General features: G+C 64.0%; 12 protein-coding genes. 3 read left to right on the top strand and 9 right to left on the bottom strand.

What is annotated here, in order from left to right; genetic code table 11:
- Nucleotides 1–143: 143 nt before the first annotated feature.
- On the top strand, nucleotides 144–3332 hold the full coding sequence (locus I6F33_RS05670) for an efflux RND transporter permease subunit (protein WP_225141482.1): 3189 nt from the start codon (nucleotides 144–146) through the stop codon (nucleotides 3330–3332).
- Between the two features lie 36 nt (nucleotides 3333–3368).
- Here I6F33_RS05670 and I6F33_RS05665 read toward each other — a convergent pair whose 3' ends face one another.
- From I6F33_RS05665 to I6F33_RS05640, 6 genes are all read right to left on the bottom strand, one after another.
- Complete coding sequence (locus tag I6F33_RS05665; protein ID WP_036001249.1) at nucleotides 3369–3881, bottom strand: hypothetical protein; 513 nt, start codon at nucleotides 3879–3881, stop codon at nucleotides 3369–3371.
- 86 nt (nucleotides 3882–3967) lie between these two features.
- Nucleotides 3968–4414, bottom strand: coding sequence for a MaoC family dehydratase (locus I6F33_RS05660; RefSeq protein ID WP_036001252.1), 447 nt, complete (start codon nucleotides 4412–4414; stop codon nucleotides 3968–3970).
- Between the two features lie 484 nt (nucleotides 4415–4898).
- Nucleotides 4899–5321: a hypothetical protein gene (locus I6F33_RS05655; RefSeq protein ID WP_036001255.1), complete on the bottom strand. Its 423-nt coding sequence runs from the start codon at nucleotides 5319–5321 to the stop codon at nucleotides 4899–4901.
- Nucleotides 5322–5333: 12 nt separating this feature from the next.
- Nucleotides 5334–5555, bottom strand: coding sequence for a hypothetical protein (locus tag I6F33_RS05650; RefSeq protein WP_007592399.1), 222 nt, complete (start codon nucleotides 5553–5555; stop codon nucleotides 5334–5336).
- A 113-nt stretch (nucleotides 5556–5668) separates the two neighbouring features.
- Nucleotides 5669–6487, bottom strand: a complete 819-nt coding sequence (locus I6F33_RS05645) for a lytic transglycosylase domain-containing protein (protein WP_036001257.1) — start codon at nucleotides 6485–6487, stop codon at nucleotides 5669–5671.
- A gap of 40 nt (nucleotides 6488–6527) precedes the next feature.
- On the bottom strand, nucleotides 6528–8381 hold the full coding sequence (locus I6F33_RS05640; RefSeq protein ID WP_225141481.1) for an NAD(P)/FAD-dependent oxidoreductase: 1854 nt from the start codon (nucleotides 8379–8381) through the stop codon (nucleotides 6528–6530).
- Nucleotides 8382–8552: 171 nt separating this feature from the next.
- Here I6F33_RS05640 and I6F33_RS05635 point away from each other — a divergent pair, with 171 nt between their 5' ends.
- The gene (locus I6F33_RS05635) at nucleotides 8553–10178 is read left to right on the top strand and encodes a long-chain fatty acid--CoA ligase (protein WP_225141479.1); all 1626 of its coding nucleotides are present in this window, start codon (nucleotides 8553–8555) and stop codon (nucleotides 10176–10178) included.
- 31 nt (nucleotides 10179–10209) lie between these two features.
- The gene (locus I6F33_RS05630; RefSeq protein ID WP_225141477.1) at nucleotides 10210–11421 is read left to right on the top strand and encodes an acyl-CoA dehydrogenase family protein; all 1212 of its coding nucleotides are present in this window, start codon (nucleotides 10210–10212) and stop codon (nucleotides 11419–11421) included.
- 21 nt (nucleotides 11422–11442) lie between these two features.
- On the opposite strand, the gene I6F33_RS05625 is transcribed toward I6F33_RS05630, so the two are convergent.
- The 3 genes from I6F33_RS05625 to I6F33_RS05615 form a co-directional block, all read right to left on the bottom strand.
- Nucleotides 11443–12351 carry an amino acid ABC transporter substrate-binding protein gene (locus tag I6F33_RS05625; RefSeq protein WP_225141475.1) on the bottom strand — a complete coding sequence of 303 codons (909 nt, stop codon included), beginning with the start codon at nucleotides 12349–12351 and terminating at the stop codon, nucleotides 11443–11445.
- Nucleotides 12352–12487: 136 nt separating this feature from the next.
- Nucleotides 12488–13921 carry an amidohydrolase family protein gene (locus I6F33_RS05620; RefSeq protein ID WP_225141473.1) on the bottom strand — a complete coding sequence of 478 codons (1434 nt, stop codon included), beginning with the start codon at nucleotides 13919–13921 and terminating at the stop codon, nucleotides 12488–12490.
- A 16-nt stretch (nucleotides 13922–13937) separates the two neighbouring features.
- The gene (locus I6F33_RS05615; protein ID WP_225141471.1) at nucleotides 13938–14963 is read right to left on the bottom strand and encodes an ABC transporter substrate-binding protein; all 1026 of its coding nucleotides are present in this window, start codon (nucleotides 14961–14963) and stop codon (nucleotides 13938–13940) included.
- Nucleotides 14964–14971: the final 8 nt, after the last annotated feature.

Raw genomic sequence — 14971 nt, 5'->3', positions numbered from 1 at the left:
GGTGCGCAATTGCGCACCTGAGAATCTCGAGCGTACGAAACTCCGAACACATCACCTCTGGATTCCGGGTTCGCGCTTCGCGCGCCCCGGAATGACGAGTGGCGGTCTCGGAGAACATCAGGATATTGCCCAGGGGCAAGGCCATGAATCTGTCAAAGTTCTTCATCGATCGTCCGATTTTCGCCGGCGTGCTGTCGGTCCTGATCTTCCTTGCCGGCCTGATCTCGCTGTTCGCGATGCCGATCTCGGAATATCCGGACGTCGTGCCGCCCTCCGTCGTGGTGCGCGCAACCTATCCCGGCGCCAACCCCAAGGTTATCGCGGAGACAGTGGCGACCCCGATCGAGGAGCAGATCAACGGCGTCGAGAACATGCTCTACATGTCGAGCCAGGCGACCACCGACGGCGCGATGACGCTGACGGTGACGTTCCGGCTCGGCACCGATCCCGACAAGGCGACGCAGCTGGTGCAGAACCGCGTGCAGCAGGCCGAGCCGCGCCTGCCGGCCGTGGTGCGCCAGCTCGGCATCATCACCAAGAAGTCCTCGCCCGACCTCACCATGGTGGTGCATCTGTTGTCGCCGAACGGCCGCTACGACATGACGTATTTGCGCAACTATGCCGTGCTCAACGTCAAGGACCGGCTGGCGCGGATCGACGGCGTCGGCGACGTCCAGCTCTATGGCGCCGGCGACTATTCGATGCGGGTCTGGGTCGATCCGCAGAAGGCGGCCGAGCACGGCCTGACCGCAAGCGACATCGTGCGCGCCATCCAGGCGCAGAACGTCGAGGCTGCCGCCGGCGTGGTCGGCGCCTCTCCGAACGTCAAAGGCATCGATCTCCAGCTCTCGGTCAATGCCGAAGGCCGGCTCGCCAACGAGGAGCAGTTCGGCGACATCGTGGTCAAGACCGGCCCGCGCGGCGAGGTCGTTCGTCTGCGCGATGTCGCGCGCATCGAGCTCGGCGCGTCCGAATACGGCCTGCGCTCGCTGCTCGACAACAAGCATGCGGTGGCAATCCCGATCTCCCAGGCGCCCGGCTCCAACGCGCTGCAGATCTCCGACAACGTCCGCGCCACCATGGCGGAGATCAAGAAGAACATGCCGGAGGGCGTGTCCTACCAGATCGTCTACGACCCGACTCAGTTCGTTCGCTCCTCGATCGAAGCCGTCATCCACACGCTGTTGGAAGCCATCGCTCTCGTGGTGCTGGTGGTGATCCTGTTCCTCCAGACCTGGCGGGCTTCGATCATCCCCCTGCTGGCCGTGCCGGTGTCGATCGTCGGCACCTTCGCCGTGATGCACGTGTTCGGCTTCTCGATCAACGCGCTCACCCTGTTCGGCCTGGTGCTCGCCATCGGCATCGTCGTCGACGACGCCATCGTCGTGGTCGAGAACGTGGAGCGCAACATCGAGTCCGGGCTGTCGCCGCGCGATGCCACCTATCAGGCCATGCGCGAGGTCTCGGGCCCGATCATCGCGATCGCGCTGGTGCTGATCGCGGTGTTCGTGCCGCTCGCCTTCATCTCCGGCCTCACGGGACAGTTCTACAAGCAGTTCGCGCTGACGATCGCGATCTCGACGGTGATCTCGGCCATCAATTCGTTGACGCTGTCTCCGGCATTGTCGGCGCTGCTGCTCAAGGGCCACAACGAGCCGAAGGACCGGCTGACGCTGATCATGGAGAAGAGCCTCGGCTGGTTCTTCCGCGGCTTCAACAAGGCGTTTACGCGGTCCTCGGAGAACTACAGCGGCAGCGTCGGCAAGGTGATCTCGCGTAAGTCCGCGATGATGGGTCTTTATGTGGTCCTCGTCGGGCTCACCGCATTTCTGTTCCAGCAGGTGCCGAGCGGCTTCGTGCCGGGCCAGGACAAGCAATATCTGGTCGGCTTCGCCCGCCTGCCCGACGGCGCCACGCTCGACCGCAGCGAAGAGGTGATCCGCAGGATGAGCGACATCGCGCTGACCCAGCCCGGTGTCGAGAGCTCGGTAGCCTTCCCGGGCCTGTCGATCTCCGGTTTCACCAACTCATCCAATGCCGGCATCGTGTTCTCGACGCTGAAGCCGTTCGACGAGCGCAAGGATCCCTCGCTCAGCGGCCCTGCGATCGCGGCCGAGCTGAACAAGAAATATGCCGGCATCCAGGAAGCCTTCATCGCCATGTTCCCGCCGCCGCCGGTCAACGGCCTCGGCACCATCGGCGGCTTCAAGCTGCAGATCGAGGACCGCGCCGGTCTCGGCTATGACGCCCTGAATGAGGCCACCAACGCCTTCATGGCGGCGATGCAGAAGGCGCCGGAGATCGCCGGCGTGTTCTCCAGCTTCCAGGTCAACGTGCCGCAGCTGTTCGCCGACATCGACCGCACCAAAGCGCTGCAGCTGGGCGTGCCCGTCACCGAGGTGTTCAACACGCTGCAAATCTACCTCGGCTCCTACTACGTCAACGACTTCAACAAGTTCGGCCGCACCTATTCGGTCCGCGTCCAGGCCGACGCACCGTTCCGCGCCCGCGCCGACGACATCAGGCAGTTGAAGGTGCGCTCGTCGTCCGGCGACATGGTGCCATTGTCGGCGCTGCTCAACATCCGCCAGAGCGCGGGGCCGGAGCGCGCGATCCGCTACAACGGCTTCCTGTCGTCCGACATCAACGCGGCGGCTGCGCCGGGCTTTTCATCGGGCCAGGCGCAGGAAGCGGCGACGCGGATCGCGGCGGAGGTGCTGCCGCCGGGCTTTGCCTTCGAATGGACCGACCTGACCTATCAGGAGTTCATCGCCGGCAATTCCGGCATCTGGGTGTTTCCGCTGGCGATCCTGCTGGTGTTCCTGGTGCTGGCCGCGCTCTATGAGAGCCTGACCCTGCCGCTATCGATCATCATGATCGTGCCGATGGGCTTGCTCGCCGCGATGTTCGGCGTCTGGATCTCCAAGGGCGACAACAACGTCTTCACCCAGATCGGCCTCATCGTGCTGGTCGGCCTCTCCGCCAAGAACGCGATCCTGATCGTCGAATTCGCGCGCGAGCTCGAATTCGCCGGGCGCACGCCGATCCGGGCTGCGATCGAAGCCAGCCGCTTGCGGCTACGCCCGATCCTGATGACGTCGATGGCGTTCATCATGGGCGTGCTGCCGCTGGTGCTCTCGACCGGCGCGGGCTCGGAGATGCGGCGCGCCATGGGCGTTGCCGTGTTCTCGGGCATGATCGGCGTCACCGTGTTCGGCCTGTTCCTGACGCCGGTGTTCTATGTGCTGCTTAGAACCGTCACCGGCATGAAGCCGCTGGTTCATCACGGCAGCGACATCAGCGCAGCGCCGGTCCAGGGGCCTGCCGAGTGAACAGCGTCCCGCCGCGGCACGCCCCCGGCGGGACCATCATTTCCGGTTCTCCTCGCAGAATTTCAGCGCCGCCAGCGCCTCGCCGGCCCGCGGGATCTGCATCTCGATGCTGTCATCGTCGTCGTCCTCGAAGTCCAGCGTGAGGCGCTTGGCCTTCGCGAGGCGGTCCATGATCGACTGGTCGTAGGCGAAGATGCCGCGCACCGTCGTCTTGTCCATGACCTCCCACTTGGCCTTCTTCATGATGTCGGCATCGTCGGTGCCGACATCGGCCCGGAGGATCTCACCGGCCTTGTCCCATTCCCAACCGTCGTAGATCATCACGATCACGATCGCCTGCTCGGAATAGGTGATCACGATGACGTAGTCGCGGTTCTCGTCATCCTTGTCCTTGTAGCCGCGGCTGGCATTGCAATGGGTGTCCTGCGCCCGCTTCTCGATGGTCCAGTCGCCGACTTTGGATTGTTGCGCAAGCGCGGGCCTCGAGCTCGAGGCGGTTGCGCTCAAGACGCAAGCGAGAATTCCGGCGGCAAGAAGAGATCGTTTCATGTCGGCCTCCAGCGCGTTCCCCGCGCCGAGATGACCACCTCTCCCGGCGGCTCGCAAGAGGGCGAGGCGAACGGCCGGCGGCCGTCCTATCCCCGCCGCGGCACGATCGCGATCGGAGTGAAGGTGTAAACCTCCTCGCCGTTCTGGTTGAACATGGTCCATTTCACCAGCGCGATGCCTTGCGGCTTCGATTTCGACGGCGTCAGGCTCATGACCTCGCCGACCAGATGCAGGCGGTCGTTGGGCCGCACCGGCATGGTCCAGCGCAGGCCGTCCACACCGGCGCCGATCAGCGGATGCGGGCCGAACGGACGGGTCTGGATCGCAAGGTTCATCGCGATCGCGGCGGTGTGCCATCCCGAGGCGGCAAGCCCCTTGAACAGGGTCTGCTTCGCCGCCTCGTGGTCGAGATGCATCGGCTGCGGATCGAACTCGGCGGCAAAGCGCTTGATGTCGGCCTCGGTGACCACGACTTCGGGGGATTTGAACTGCATTCCGATGGTGAGATCGTCGAACCACTCGACCTGCGCCATGATTTTGCCTCGCAAAATGACGTGCCGCTCCCGAAGAGACGGCTCAAAATCGACTGAGCCATGAGGGATATAGCGGGCCCGCAGCGCACAAACCAGCGCAAGGTTCCTGACGAAACCCCTTTCCCGATGCGACGAAACACGCCTGAAACAGATGGCCGCTTAAGTAGTTGTCAAAATAAATACAGGGACGGCCACCATGCAGTTCATCCTCGACCTGATCTACGAATATTCGTGCTGCCAGAATCTCGTTGCCCAGCCGCTGCGGGAGGACGAGCTATGATCGAGCTGATCTCAGCCCTGCTCGCGCTGTGCAGCATCGGCGTCTTCGCGGCGCATGCGTTCGACGCTTACCGCACTACGCATTCCTGACCGTTCTGACGCTAAAGCGCGATGCGATTAGGATAAATCGTCATCGCGCTTTAGGCTGTTGTTTGAGCATGATCTTTTTGGAAAACCGCTCCGCACTTTTCCTCCGGATCATGCTCTAGAAAGGTCGCCGGTAGAAGTGCTCGGAATGCGTCGCCGGCGGAAACCGGTTGGCGAGCGCAAGCGCCCCTCTCTCGTCCGTCTCGAGCGCGATCTTCTGCGCCAACATCACATCGCCCGGTACCAGGAAGCCTGACGGGACGAAGCACCACCCCATCGTCGCGCGCCCCTCACTATCGACCTCGTGGACGTTGGCGGCTGTGCCGTAGTGGATGCGATAGGTCCGGCCGGTGTCGCAACCGACGACGTCGAAATACCGAAACTGCTCGAATTGAGCGCGCTGCGCCGGTGACAGCCATTCGGCCAGAAGCCGGCGGCCGCGCGCATCCGGCGTGTTCTCGCCGAAGAAGCGGCGATAGAGTTCACGCAGCGCATGCAGGCGCGCACGCGCCGGCGCGCGGAGCCAAACTGCCGCGATCATGAGCAGCTCAGATCAACCGCCGACCAGGCGGGGATAGAACAGCGTTTCCTGCGCGGTCGGATCGAACGATCGGATCCGGGTCACTTCGCCGGGTCCGGTTCGAAGCGCGGCGGTAAAGCCCGCTCCGGTCAGCTCACGAAAGCGCCGTTCGGCTCGCGCCAGCGCCTCGGCGTTGCCAGGATCAAACTCGTGGCGCGTATCGCCAGTTTGGTCCATCACGATCTGGGTAGCCATGTTGAGTCTCCTCATGCCCAGCCCTGAACTTGATCAAAGCAAACCTCGTGCCGTCGGTTCCAGAAGGCAACAACTTTCTCTCGCCGTCGCATCACACGTCGCTGAGCAAGAGCTCAGCGTGAGGCCGCGGCACTCCCGCCCTCGTCGATCTGCCGGCCCATCAGCGCGATCGCCTTTTGATAGACACCAGCGGCATTCCAAGCCTCGATGGCAGCGAAATTGGGCTCGCCCGGCTGGTATCCGGCTCCCGCACGCCAACCATGGGCTTTGAGGAAATTCGCGGTCGAGTTCAGCGCATTGGCCGCAACTTCGAGATTGCCGGTGCCGTAGGCCAGAATGCTCTTGGGCATGAACTGGGTCTGGCCGACCTCGCCATGCATGGAGCCGCGGGTCGATCCCGACAGCGTACCGCGGTCGATCAGCTTCAGGGCGGCATAGAGCTGGTCGGTGAAGAATTCGGGACGGCGGCAGTCATAGGCGAGGGTCGCAATCGACGACAGCATGTTCTGGTTGCCGCGCTGGCTGCCGAAGCCGGTCTCCATGCCCCAGATCGCGATCAGCGGCCCGGGCGGGACGCCATAGCGCTGCTCGATCGAGGCGAACAAAGCGGCCTGCGACTGCTTGAGCTGCCGGCCCTTGGCGACGATGGTGGTGGCGCCGCGCTTGGCCAGGAACTGGTCCAGCGTCAGCGAGAAGCTGCGCTGGCCGCGGTCGGCCGCGATCGTGGCGCTGGCATAGTTCGTTTGCATCAGCGCCGACAGCGCGGTGGGGCCGATGCCCTTGCCCTGCGCCTCCGCGCTGAACTCGCGCTTCCAGGCCTCGAAGCCGGCCGGCGAGCTGCCGCATTGCGCAGCCTCGGCGGAGGATGCCAGGCAACCGAGCAGCGTCATTGCGCCAAGAACCGCTCCCGCAACAGCCCTGCCCCTGATCATGCCCGACCTCTCCTGTCCTGTACCGCTCGGCGGCGCAATCTTACCCGCTGGAATGCGCCGACTCCATGGCCCGATCATAGGACAATTCGAGGCCTTCCAGGTTGCCCTCTTTGCGCCATTTGTCGAGCAGCCGCAGGAATGCCACCGGCCCGCGCCAATATTGGCTGTTTCTTGCCGCGATCGGATCGAACACGCCTTCGTTATTGTAGTAGCCCGGCGTGCATTCGGCGAGATAGGTCTGCCGACCGAGCGCGGCCTTGACGACCTCCTCGACCCAGGCGTTCTCGGCCGCAAGCGTCGGCTCCAGGGTGCGTGCGTTGCGCTCGCGCGCCTGCTTGATGACATAGGCGATGTGCTGCGACTGCTCGTCGATGATGTGCGGAAAATTGGCGCTCTGGCCGGCCTGCACGGTGACGATCAGGAAGCAGTTCGGAAAGCCGCGGCTGTAGAAGCCGTGCAGCGTCTTGACGCCGTCCTGCCAGCGCTCGGACAGGCTCATGCCGTCGCGGCCATAGACCTCGAAGCCCATTCGGCGCGCGTAATCGGTGCCGACCTCGAAGCCGCTGGCATAGATCAGGCAGTCGAGCTCGTAGGCCTTGCCGCCGGCGACGACGGCATTCTCGGTGATGCGTTCGACGCCCTTCCCCCCGGTATCGACGAGATGCACATTGGGACGGTTGAAGGTGTCCAGATATTCGTCGTGGAAGCAGGGCCGCTTGCAGAACGCCTTGTACCACGGCTTGAGCGCAGCCGCGGTCGCCTCGTCCTTGACCACGGTGTCGACGCGCGCGCGGATCTCCTCCATCTTGCGGTAGTCGGCCTGCTCGATGACCTTCAGCGCTTCCTCAATCGAGGTCACCGGCTGCTTTTGCCGGCGCGGTGCCAGCAGGATTTCGCCGAGCAGGCCGGTCCAGCCGTCCTGCACCAGGTCCTGCTCGAACGGCTCGCCTGAAATCACGGCGGTAAAATTGTCCATGCGCTCGCGCTGCCAGCCTGGCTTGAGGCTCTGCGCCCAGGTCGGGTCCGTCGGACGATCGTCGCGAACGCCGATTGCGGACGGCGTGCGCTGGAACACATAGAGCTCCTTGGCGGAGCGGCCGAGATGCGGCACGCATTGCACGGCGGTGGCGCCGGTGCCGATGATGCCGACGCGCTTGCCGGCAAGACCGGTAAGGCCACCATCCGCGTTGCCGCCGGTGTAGCCGTAATCCCAGCGGCTGGTATGAAAGCTGTGACCTCTGAACGTCTCGATGCCGGCAATCCCCGGCAGCTTCGGACGGCTCAGCGGACCGCCGGCGAGGATGACGAAGCGCGCGCGGATCTGGTCGCCCCTGTTGGTCTCGACCAGCCACCGCGCCTCATGCTCCTGCCAGGTCATCCGCGAGATGACGGTCTGAAACAGCGCGCGCTCGTACAGGTCGAAATGACGGCCGATGCGGCGCGAGTGCTCGTAGATCTCCGGCGCCCGGGCATATTTGCGCACGGGCATGTAACCGGTCTCTTCCAGCAACGGCAGGTAGATATAGCTCTCGGTATCGCAGGCGGCGCCGGGATAACGATTCCAGTACCAGGTGCCGCCGAAGTCGGCGGCCTTTTCCACGATACGAAAATCCGCGATGCCGGCCTCGCGCAATCGCGCGCCACACAGCAGGCCGCCGAAGCCACCGCCGACGATGAGCACTTCGGTCGCTTCGTTGACGGCCGCGCGCGCAAATCCGGGATCGGCCCAGGGGTCGTCGAGATAACGGCCGAACTCGCCCGCAACCTCGACATACTGCGCCTTGCCCTCGGCGCGCAGACGGCGGTCGCGCTCGTCGCGATAACGGGCACGGAGGGCGGAAATATCGACCGTAGAAGCGCCGCTTGCATCGGTCTTGTGTCTTTCCGCTGACATTCGATTCCTCCCGGGCATGCTGCTTCGCCGGCAGCTCACCGCACGTTAGCGCCGAAAAAGCGCGGCATGCAATCACGCTGATTGTTTTTTGCGTGAACGCTGCGTGACGTTCCGCTAACCTCGAGCGCAAATCACGAGCCACGCAACGACGTGACCATCCGGAGGGAGACCATGCAGGGATTGATGATGGACATGCCGCTGCTGATCAGCGGCCTGATCCAGTATGCGGCCGATTATCATGGCGAAGCCGAGATCGTCGCACGCGAGATCGAGGGCGACATTCATCGCTACACCTACGCCGACGCCCATCCGCGCATCAAGCGCATGGCGCTGGCGCTGAAGCGGCTAGGCATGAAGCAAGGCGACCGCGTCGGAACGCTGGCCTGGAATACACACCGGCATTTCGAGATGTTCTACGCCGCGCCGGGCATGGGCTACGTGCTGCACACGGTCAATCCCAGGCTGTTTCCCGAGCAGCTCGTCTACATCATCAACCATGCCGAGGACCGCCTGCTCTACATCGACCGCGCCACGCTGCCGATCGTGGAGGCGATCGCGCCCCAGCTAACGACGGTCGAAGCCTATGTCGTGATGTCCTCGCGCGAGCGGATGCCGGAGACGAAGCTCGCGAACGTGCATTGTTACGAAGAGCTTCTGGAACGCGAGAACGATGCCGGCTTCGCCTGGCCGGAGTTCGACGAGAAGTCTGCCTCGACGATCTGCTACACGTCGGGCACGACGGGCAATCCAAAGGGCGTAATCTACTCGCACCGCGCCGCGATCCTGCAGACCATGACCTGCTGCAATTTCGACTTCCTGCCGGGACATGTCGAAGGTGTGCGCGAGGTGATGATGCCGATGGCGCCGCTCTTCCACGGCAATGGCTGGAACATGCCGTTCACAGCGCCCTATACGGGATCGAAGCTCGTGCTGCCCGGCCGCAACTACGAGCCGGACAAGCTCTATGAATTGCTGGAAGGCGAGAAGGTGACGCTGTCGGCGGGCGTGCCGAGCTTCTGGCTGATCCTGCTCGATTGGCTCGGGCGGACCGGCAACAAATTCTCGACCTTGCGCGCGACGTTGTCGTCGGGCTCGGCCCCGCCGCGCGCGATGGTGGAGAAGCTCAAGCGCGAGTACAATGTCGATTACATCCAGGCCTGGGGCATGACCGAGGCGCTGGGCTGCTCGATGCCGGGCCTGCGGCCGGGCTCGGAGCATCTCAGCGAGAAGGAGAAATTCGACCGCCGCCAGGTCTCCGGCCGCGCCTGCTTCGGCACGCATTTGCGCATCGTCGACGACGCCGGCATTGAGCTGCCACGCGACGGCAAGACGGTCGGCCATTTGCGCGCCCGCGGGCCCTGGGTTGCCTCCGGCTACATGAAGCTGGACGAAGGCCTCGACCGCGACGGCTGGCTGATCACCGGCGACATGGCCGTGATCGACCCACAAGGCCACGTCACGCTGACCGACCGTTCCAAGGACGTGATCAAGTCCGGCGGCGAGTGGATCTCCTCGATCCAGCTCGAGGACATCGCCCTGTCCCACCCCGACGTGCTGCAAGCGGCCGTCGTCGCGATCAGCCACGAGAAATGGCAGGAGCGCCCCCTGCTCCTCGTCGTCCGCAAGAAGGGCGCGACCGTCGACGGCAAGGCGCTGCTCGAGCACATGCGTCCGAAGATCGCGAGCTGGTGGCTGCCGGACGCCGTCGAATTCCTCGACGAATTCCCGATGACCGGCACCGGCAAGGTGCTGAAATCCGCTCTGCGCGATAGGTTCAAAGAGTACCGGGTCGCGTGACCCGCTCGCCGTCGATCAAGGAGACCAGAAAATGCTCTATCCGATGTCGCCGAAAGTCGTCGAGCTCAAGCGCAGGCTCGAAAGCTTCATGGACCGGCACATCTATCCGAACGAGGAGCGCTTCTACCGCGAGGCTGAAGAGCTCGGGCCGTGGAAGGTCTATCCGGTCGTCGAGGAGCTTAAGCCGCTGGCGCGCGCGGAGGGGCTGTGGAATCTGTTTCTGCCCGAGAGCGATCACGGCGCGGGCCTCTCCAATCTCGAATACGCGCCACTGTGCGAGGTGATGGGCCGTTCGCACCTTGCTCCTGAAGTCTTCAACTGCTCGGCGCCCGACACCGGCAACATGGAGGTGCTGGAGCGTTACGGCAGCGAGCAGGACAAGGAGCGCTGGCTGAAGCCGCTGCTCGCGGGCGAAATCCGCTCCTGCTTCGCCATGACCGAGCCGGCGGTCGCATCATCCGATGCGACCAACATCGAGAGCTCGATCGTACGCGACGGGGACCATTACGTCATCAACGGGCGCAAATGGTACACCACCAACGCGACCGACCCGCGCTGCAAGATCTGCATCTTCATGGGCAAGACCGACCCCGACAATCCCGACCGTCACAAGCAGCAATCCATGATCCTGGTGCCGATGGACACGCCGGGCATCGAGGTCAAGCGTCCCCTGCCCGTGTTCGGCTTCTACGGAGTGCCCGACCGCGCCTCCGAAGTGGTGTTCACCAATGTGCGCGTGCCCAAGGAGAACATGCTGCTCGGCGAGGGCCGCGGCTTCGAGATTGCGCAGGGCCGTCTCGGGCCCGGCCGCATCCATCATTGCATGCGGCTGATCGGCCTTTCCGAACGCACGCTGGAGAAGATGTGCCGCCGCGCGCGGAGCCGGGTCGCCTTCGGCAAGCCGGTCTCGGAGCAGACGGTGACGCAGGAGCGCATTGCGGAGGCGCGCATCATGATCGAGCAGGCGCGGCTACTGACGCTGAACGCGGCCCATGCGATGGACACGGTCGGCAACAAGGTGGCGAAGGCAGAGATCGCAATGATCAAGGTCGCCGTGCCCAACATGGCCTGTCAGATCATCGACTGGGCCATTCAGGCCCATGGCGGCGGCGGCACCTCGAACGATTTCGGCCTGACGCAGGCCTACGCCACCGCGCGCTTGCTGCGACTTGCCGATGGACCCGATGAGGTCCATCGCAACCAGATCGCGCGGCTCGAGCTGAAGAAATACTCGAACGCCTAAGAAAGGCGCTCTTCCTTCGCTTCAGTTCACCACATAGACGTCAGGATCGGCGCTCGAGCTCGGTTTCTTGAAGGCGTTGCGCAAGGCTGATGACATCGGGACGTTGTAGTTGAGGCCGTTCGGCGGCGTCGGCGATTGCAGCCACTTCTTGTAGAGCACCTCGATCTCGGGGCTGGCATAAAGCTCCGCGGTGGCGCGATCGGCGAGCGCCTTGAACGGCGCATCCTCCCGCCGCAGCATGATGCCGTAGGGCTCAGGCTTGGAGAACGCTTCTTCGCTGATCATGTAAGCTTGCGGCTCCTTCGACCGCGCGATCGCGACCGCGAGCTGGACGTCGTCGAGCGCATAGGCCTGGGCGCGGTCGGTCTCCAGCAGCAGGAAGGCCTCGGCCTGGTCCTTGGCCGGCATGATGTTGATGCCGAGATTGCGCTCGGTGTTGACCTTGGCGAGCTGCGTCAAGTTCACGGATCCCGCGACCGCCGTGACCGCCTTGCCCTTGAGATCGTCGATGGTCTTGATGCTCGCCGCCTTCCTGGCCGCGAACCGCGTCGCGCTGAGGAAGTGCGTGTTGGTGAAGGCGACCTGCTTCTGGCGGTCGGCATTGTTGGTGGTCGCCGAGCAATGCAGGTCGAGCGTGCCGTTGACCATCAAGGGAATCCGGTTCGACGACGTCACCGCGAGCGTCTCGACCGAAATGTCTGATATGCCGAGCTGCTTCTTCACAGCATCGACGATACGGAGGCAGATGTCCATGGCAAAGCCGACCGGCTTCTGGTTGCCGTCGAGATAGCTGAATGGGACGGAGGCCTCCTGATAGCCCAGCGTGATCTTCTTGGTCTCCTTGACCTTCTGAAGCGTGCCCGTGAGCTCTTCGGCCGAAGCTGCGCCGGCAAGACATGTCAGGGCCAGGAGAATGGTCGGTAGGCGCATCAGGGGCTCCTCGAAGGGGATGGGTCTCGAGCTATCGAGGAGCTGATAGCCGACGGGCCGGTCAAGCGCCAGACGAGGCTGCGTCTACCTGCTATCGCTCTTTGATATGCGTTCCGTCGCGGCGCCCACCGGCACGTCACTCGCAGGTCAGCTGCTGCTCGAACCAGCCGCTCAACCGATCCGACAGGGACGGCCACATCCGCCGGAAGCTGTCGAGCTTGCCGACATTGGCGCGGTACATCGCCCGCAATTCCCGCTCGACGGCCACCAGGTCGACGCTCGTGCAGCCCCCTTCCCTCACGATGGTCTTGCCGGCGACGACGACCTCCTTCACCAGCGACGCATTGCCGCGCGCGAACAGCAGCGCCATGGGATCGACCGGCATGATCTGGTCTCGATCGAGCCGGTCAAGATCGATCACGACGTAGTCGGCGGGATTGCCCGCCGCGAGCTCACCATTCCCGGGCGCCCCGGTCGCATGGCGTCCGTTGCGGATGGCGAGCGAAAACATCTCGGCCGGCGTCCATGTCGCCTTGAAGCCGAGGCCGCCGTGGACCATCTGCACCAGCCGCATCTCGCGCAAAATGTCGTCGTCCTCGTCCAAAGCCAGCCCGTCGACGCCGACGGCGATGGCACAGCCGCATCCGTGCGCGGCGGCGATCGGGGCGAGGCCCGAACGCAGGTGCATGTTCGAGCTGAAATTGGTGACGATGCGCGCGCCGGAGGCCGCGATCATCTCGAGCTCTTCGGGACGGGCGTGAATGCAATGCGCCAGCGTCAGCCGCTCGGAGAGAAAGCCGACGTCGCGAAGCCAGCGCACCATGTCCGGAAAGTGCTGGTCGGCCCAGGCGCGCTGATAAACTGTTTCCAACAGATGCATGTGAATGCGGCGACCGGTCCGCGCGGAGTTCTCCGCGACGGCCTCCAGCAGCGGCTTCGAGCACCATTGCACACCGGCCGGCCCGAGCTGCACGTCGACCATCGGTCCGGCGATGGCTGCGGCAATTGCGTCGGTCAGCTCGATATAGACCTTCGGCGACAGCGGCGCGCGAACGAAGAGATCCTCGATCGTCTTGCGATCGTCCCCGGGAAGCCCTGAAAGCACCGGCTCGGCATCACCGTAGACGATGGGGTTCTGGTCGCGCACCGCCATTGCAAACGCCATGCGAATCCCGACGTCGGATGCGGCCTTCGCGATGGCCTTGGCCTCGTCCAGCAGCGGCATCGTCCCGCTCGGACGCGTGTAATGGACCATCATCGCCGCGCAGCCTGCCTTGGCGGAACGGGCCAATGCCGAGACGGCTGTCAGATAGGGATCGACCGGCGAGCCCAGCGCGGTGCGCAAAATCCAGCTTTCCAGGGGCATGCCGACCGCACCGAAGGACGACGCCGTGGCACGGGCATGATCATGGGCGTTGACGAAGGCGGGGATGACGAAGGAGCGAGGCGCCGGCCCCGCTCCTTCCGAGATTTCGGTGATGACGCCCTCGTCGTGCCGCAGCACGACGTTCTCGCTGACGCCACGGTCAGGGCCACGGAACAGGCTGGTTGCCGAGATCTCCGTGGCCATGGCTGTTCCTCCAATCTCAGTTGGCAGTGTACACCAGTTCCCGCTCCGCGCGCGGCGGCAGGAATTCGCGCGAGAACACCTCCGCCGGCGTCGGCGCACGGGCGAGCTGGTAGCCCTCGACCACGATGCCGATCGCGCGCGTCATCCGGTCGTCCTTGATGTCGCCGATGCCGATCTCCTTCATCTCGGACGAGACGATCAGCTTCTCGAAGGAATATTGCAGCCGGCGCTTCTCCACCTCGGCGTTGATGAGGTTGTCGTAGTTCAGTGCCGCCTTCATGCCGGCATTCTGGTCCTTGGCGATCGCGATCGCACCCTTGTTGACGGCGCGCACCAGGCCCGCCACGGCCTTCGGATTCGAGGCGATCAGCTTGCGGGAGACCATCACGCCGTTGGAGTAGAGATCGAGGCCATATTCACCGAAGGAGAACCATTTGAAGTCCTTGTCCGGATCCTGGCGGTTGAGCACCAGATTGAAATAGCTGGTGATGTTGAAGACGAGGGCCGCATCGATGTCGCCCTTGATCAGCATCGGCTCCTGCAGGTTCGGCGCCATGTTGGAGATCTTGATCTTCTCGCCGTCGAGCCCGTTCTTGCGGGTGAACACCGGCAACAAGCGCGTGGTCGGCGTGCCCTGCGCACCGCCGAGCGTGCGGCCTTCGAAATCCTTGATGGTGTTGATGCCGCTGCTCTTCTTGGCGACGATGGCAAACGGCGGCTGATTCCACATCATGTAGACCATGACGGGCGCCTCCTGCGGCTTGGTCGAGGCGTTCTGGATGATGGCGTTGACGTCGCCGAAGCCGGCGTCATAGGCGCCCGACATCACGCGCGTGACGGTGGCGCCGGAGCCCTCGCCCTGATCGATGACGACGTTGAGGCCTTCCTCTTTGAAGAATCCGTTGTCCTTGGCATAGAAGAAGGCAGCGTCGCTGCCCTGGGTTTTCCAGCCTAGCGTGAACTTGATCGTGGTCTCCTGCGCGGTGGCAGCGCCTGCGGACAGCGCCAATCCCAGCAGCGCGGCGGTTAACTTCCTCAACATCGAGACCT

Origin of the sequence: Bradyrhizobium sp. BRP20, assembly GCF_020194215.1 — a bacterium.
GTDB classification, from domain to species: Bacteria; Pseudomonadota; Alphaproteobacteria; order Rhizobiales; family Xanthobacteraceae; genus Bradyrhizobium; species Bradyrhizobium yuanmingense.
The sequence above is the reverse complement of the archived record's forward strand: the minus strand, read 5'-3'. Positions and strand labels throughout refer to the sequence as shown.

Coding starts and splice junctions, on each gene's coding strand:
- I6F33_RS05670 (WP_225141482.1), top strand. CDS start 144: ATGAATCTGTCAAAGTTCTTCATCGATCGTCCGATTTTCGCCGGCGTG.
- I6F33_RS05665 (WP_036001249.1), bottom strand. CDS start 3,881: ATGAAACGATCTCTTCTTGCCGCCGGAATTCTCGCTTGCGTCTTGAGC.
- I6F33_RS05620 (WP_225141473.1), bottom strand. CDS start 13,921: ATGGCCACGGAGATCTCGGCAACCAGCCTGTTCCGTGGCCCTGACCGT.
- I6F33_RS05640 (WP_225141481.1), bottom strand. CDS start 8,381: ATGTCAGCGGAAAGACACAAGACCGATGCAAGCGGCGCTTCTACGGTC.
- I6F33_RS05645 (WP_036001257.1), bottom strand. CDS start 6,487: ATGATCAGGGGCAGGGCTGTTGCGGGAGCGGTTCTTGGCGCAATGACG.
- I6F33_RS05650 (WP_007592399.1), bottom strand. CDS start 5,555: ATGGCTACCCAGATCGTGATGGACCAAACTGGCGATACGCGCCACGAG.
- I6F33_RS05635 (WP_225141479.1), top strand. CDS start 8,553: ATGCAGGGATTGATGATGGACATGCCGCTGCTGATCAGCGGCCTGATC.
- I6F33_RS05625 (WP_225141475.1), bottom strand. CDS start 12,351: ATGCGCCTACCGACCATTCTCCTGGCCCTGACATGTCTTGCCGGCGCA.
- I6F33_RS05630 (WP_225141477.1), top strand. CDS start 10,210: ATGCTCTATCCGATGTCGCCGAAAGTCGTCGAGCTCAAGCGCAGGCTC.
- I6F33_RS05615 (WP_225141471.1), bottom strand. CDS start 14,963: ATGTTGAGGAAGTTAACCGCCGCGCTGCTGGGATTGGCGCTGTCCGCA.
- I6F33_RS05660 (WP_036001252.1), bottom strand. CDS start 4,414: ATGGCGCAGGTCGAGTGGTTCGACGATCTCACCATCGGAATGCAGTTC.
- I6F33_RS05655 (WP_036001255.1), bottom strand. CDS start 5,321: ATGATCGCGGCAGTTTGGCTCCGCGCGCCGGCGCGTGCGCGCCTGCAT.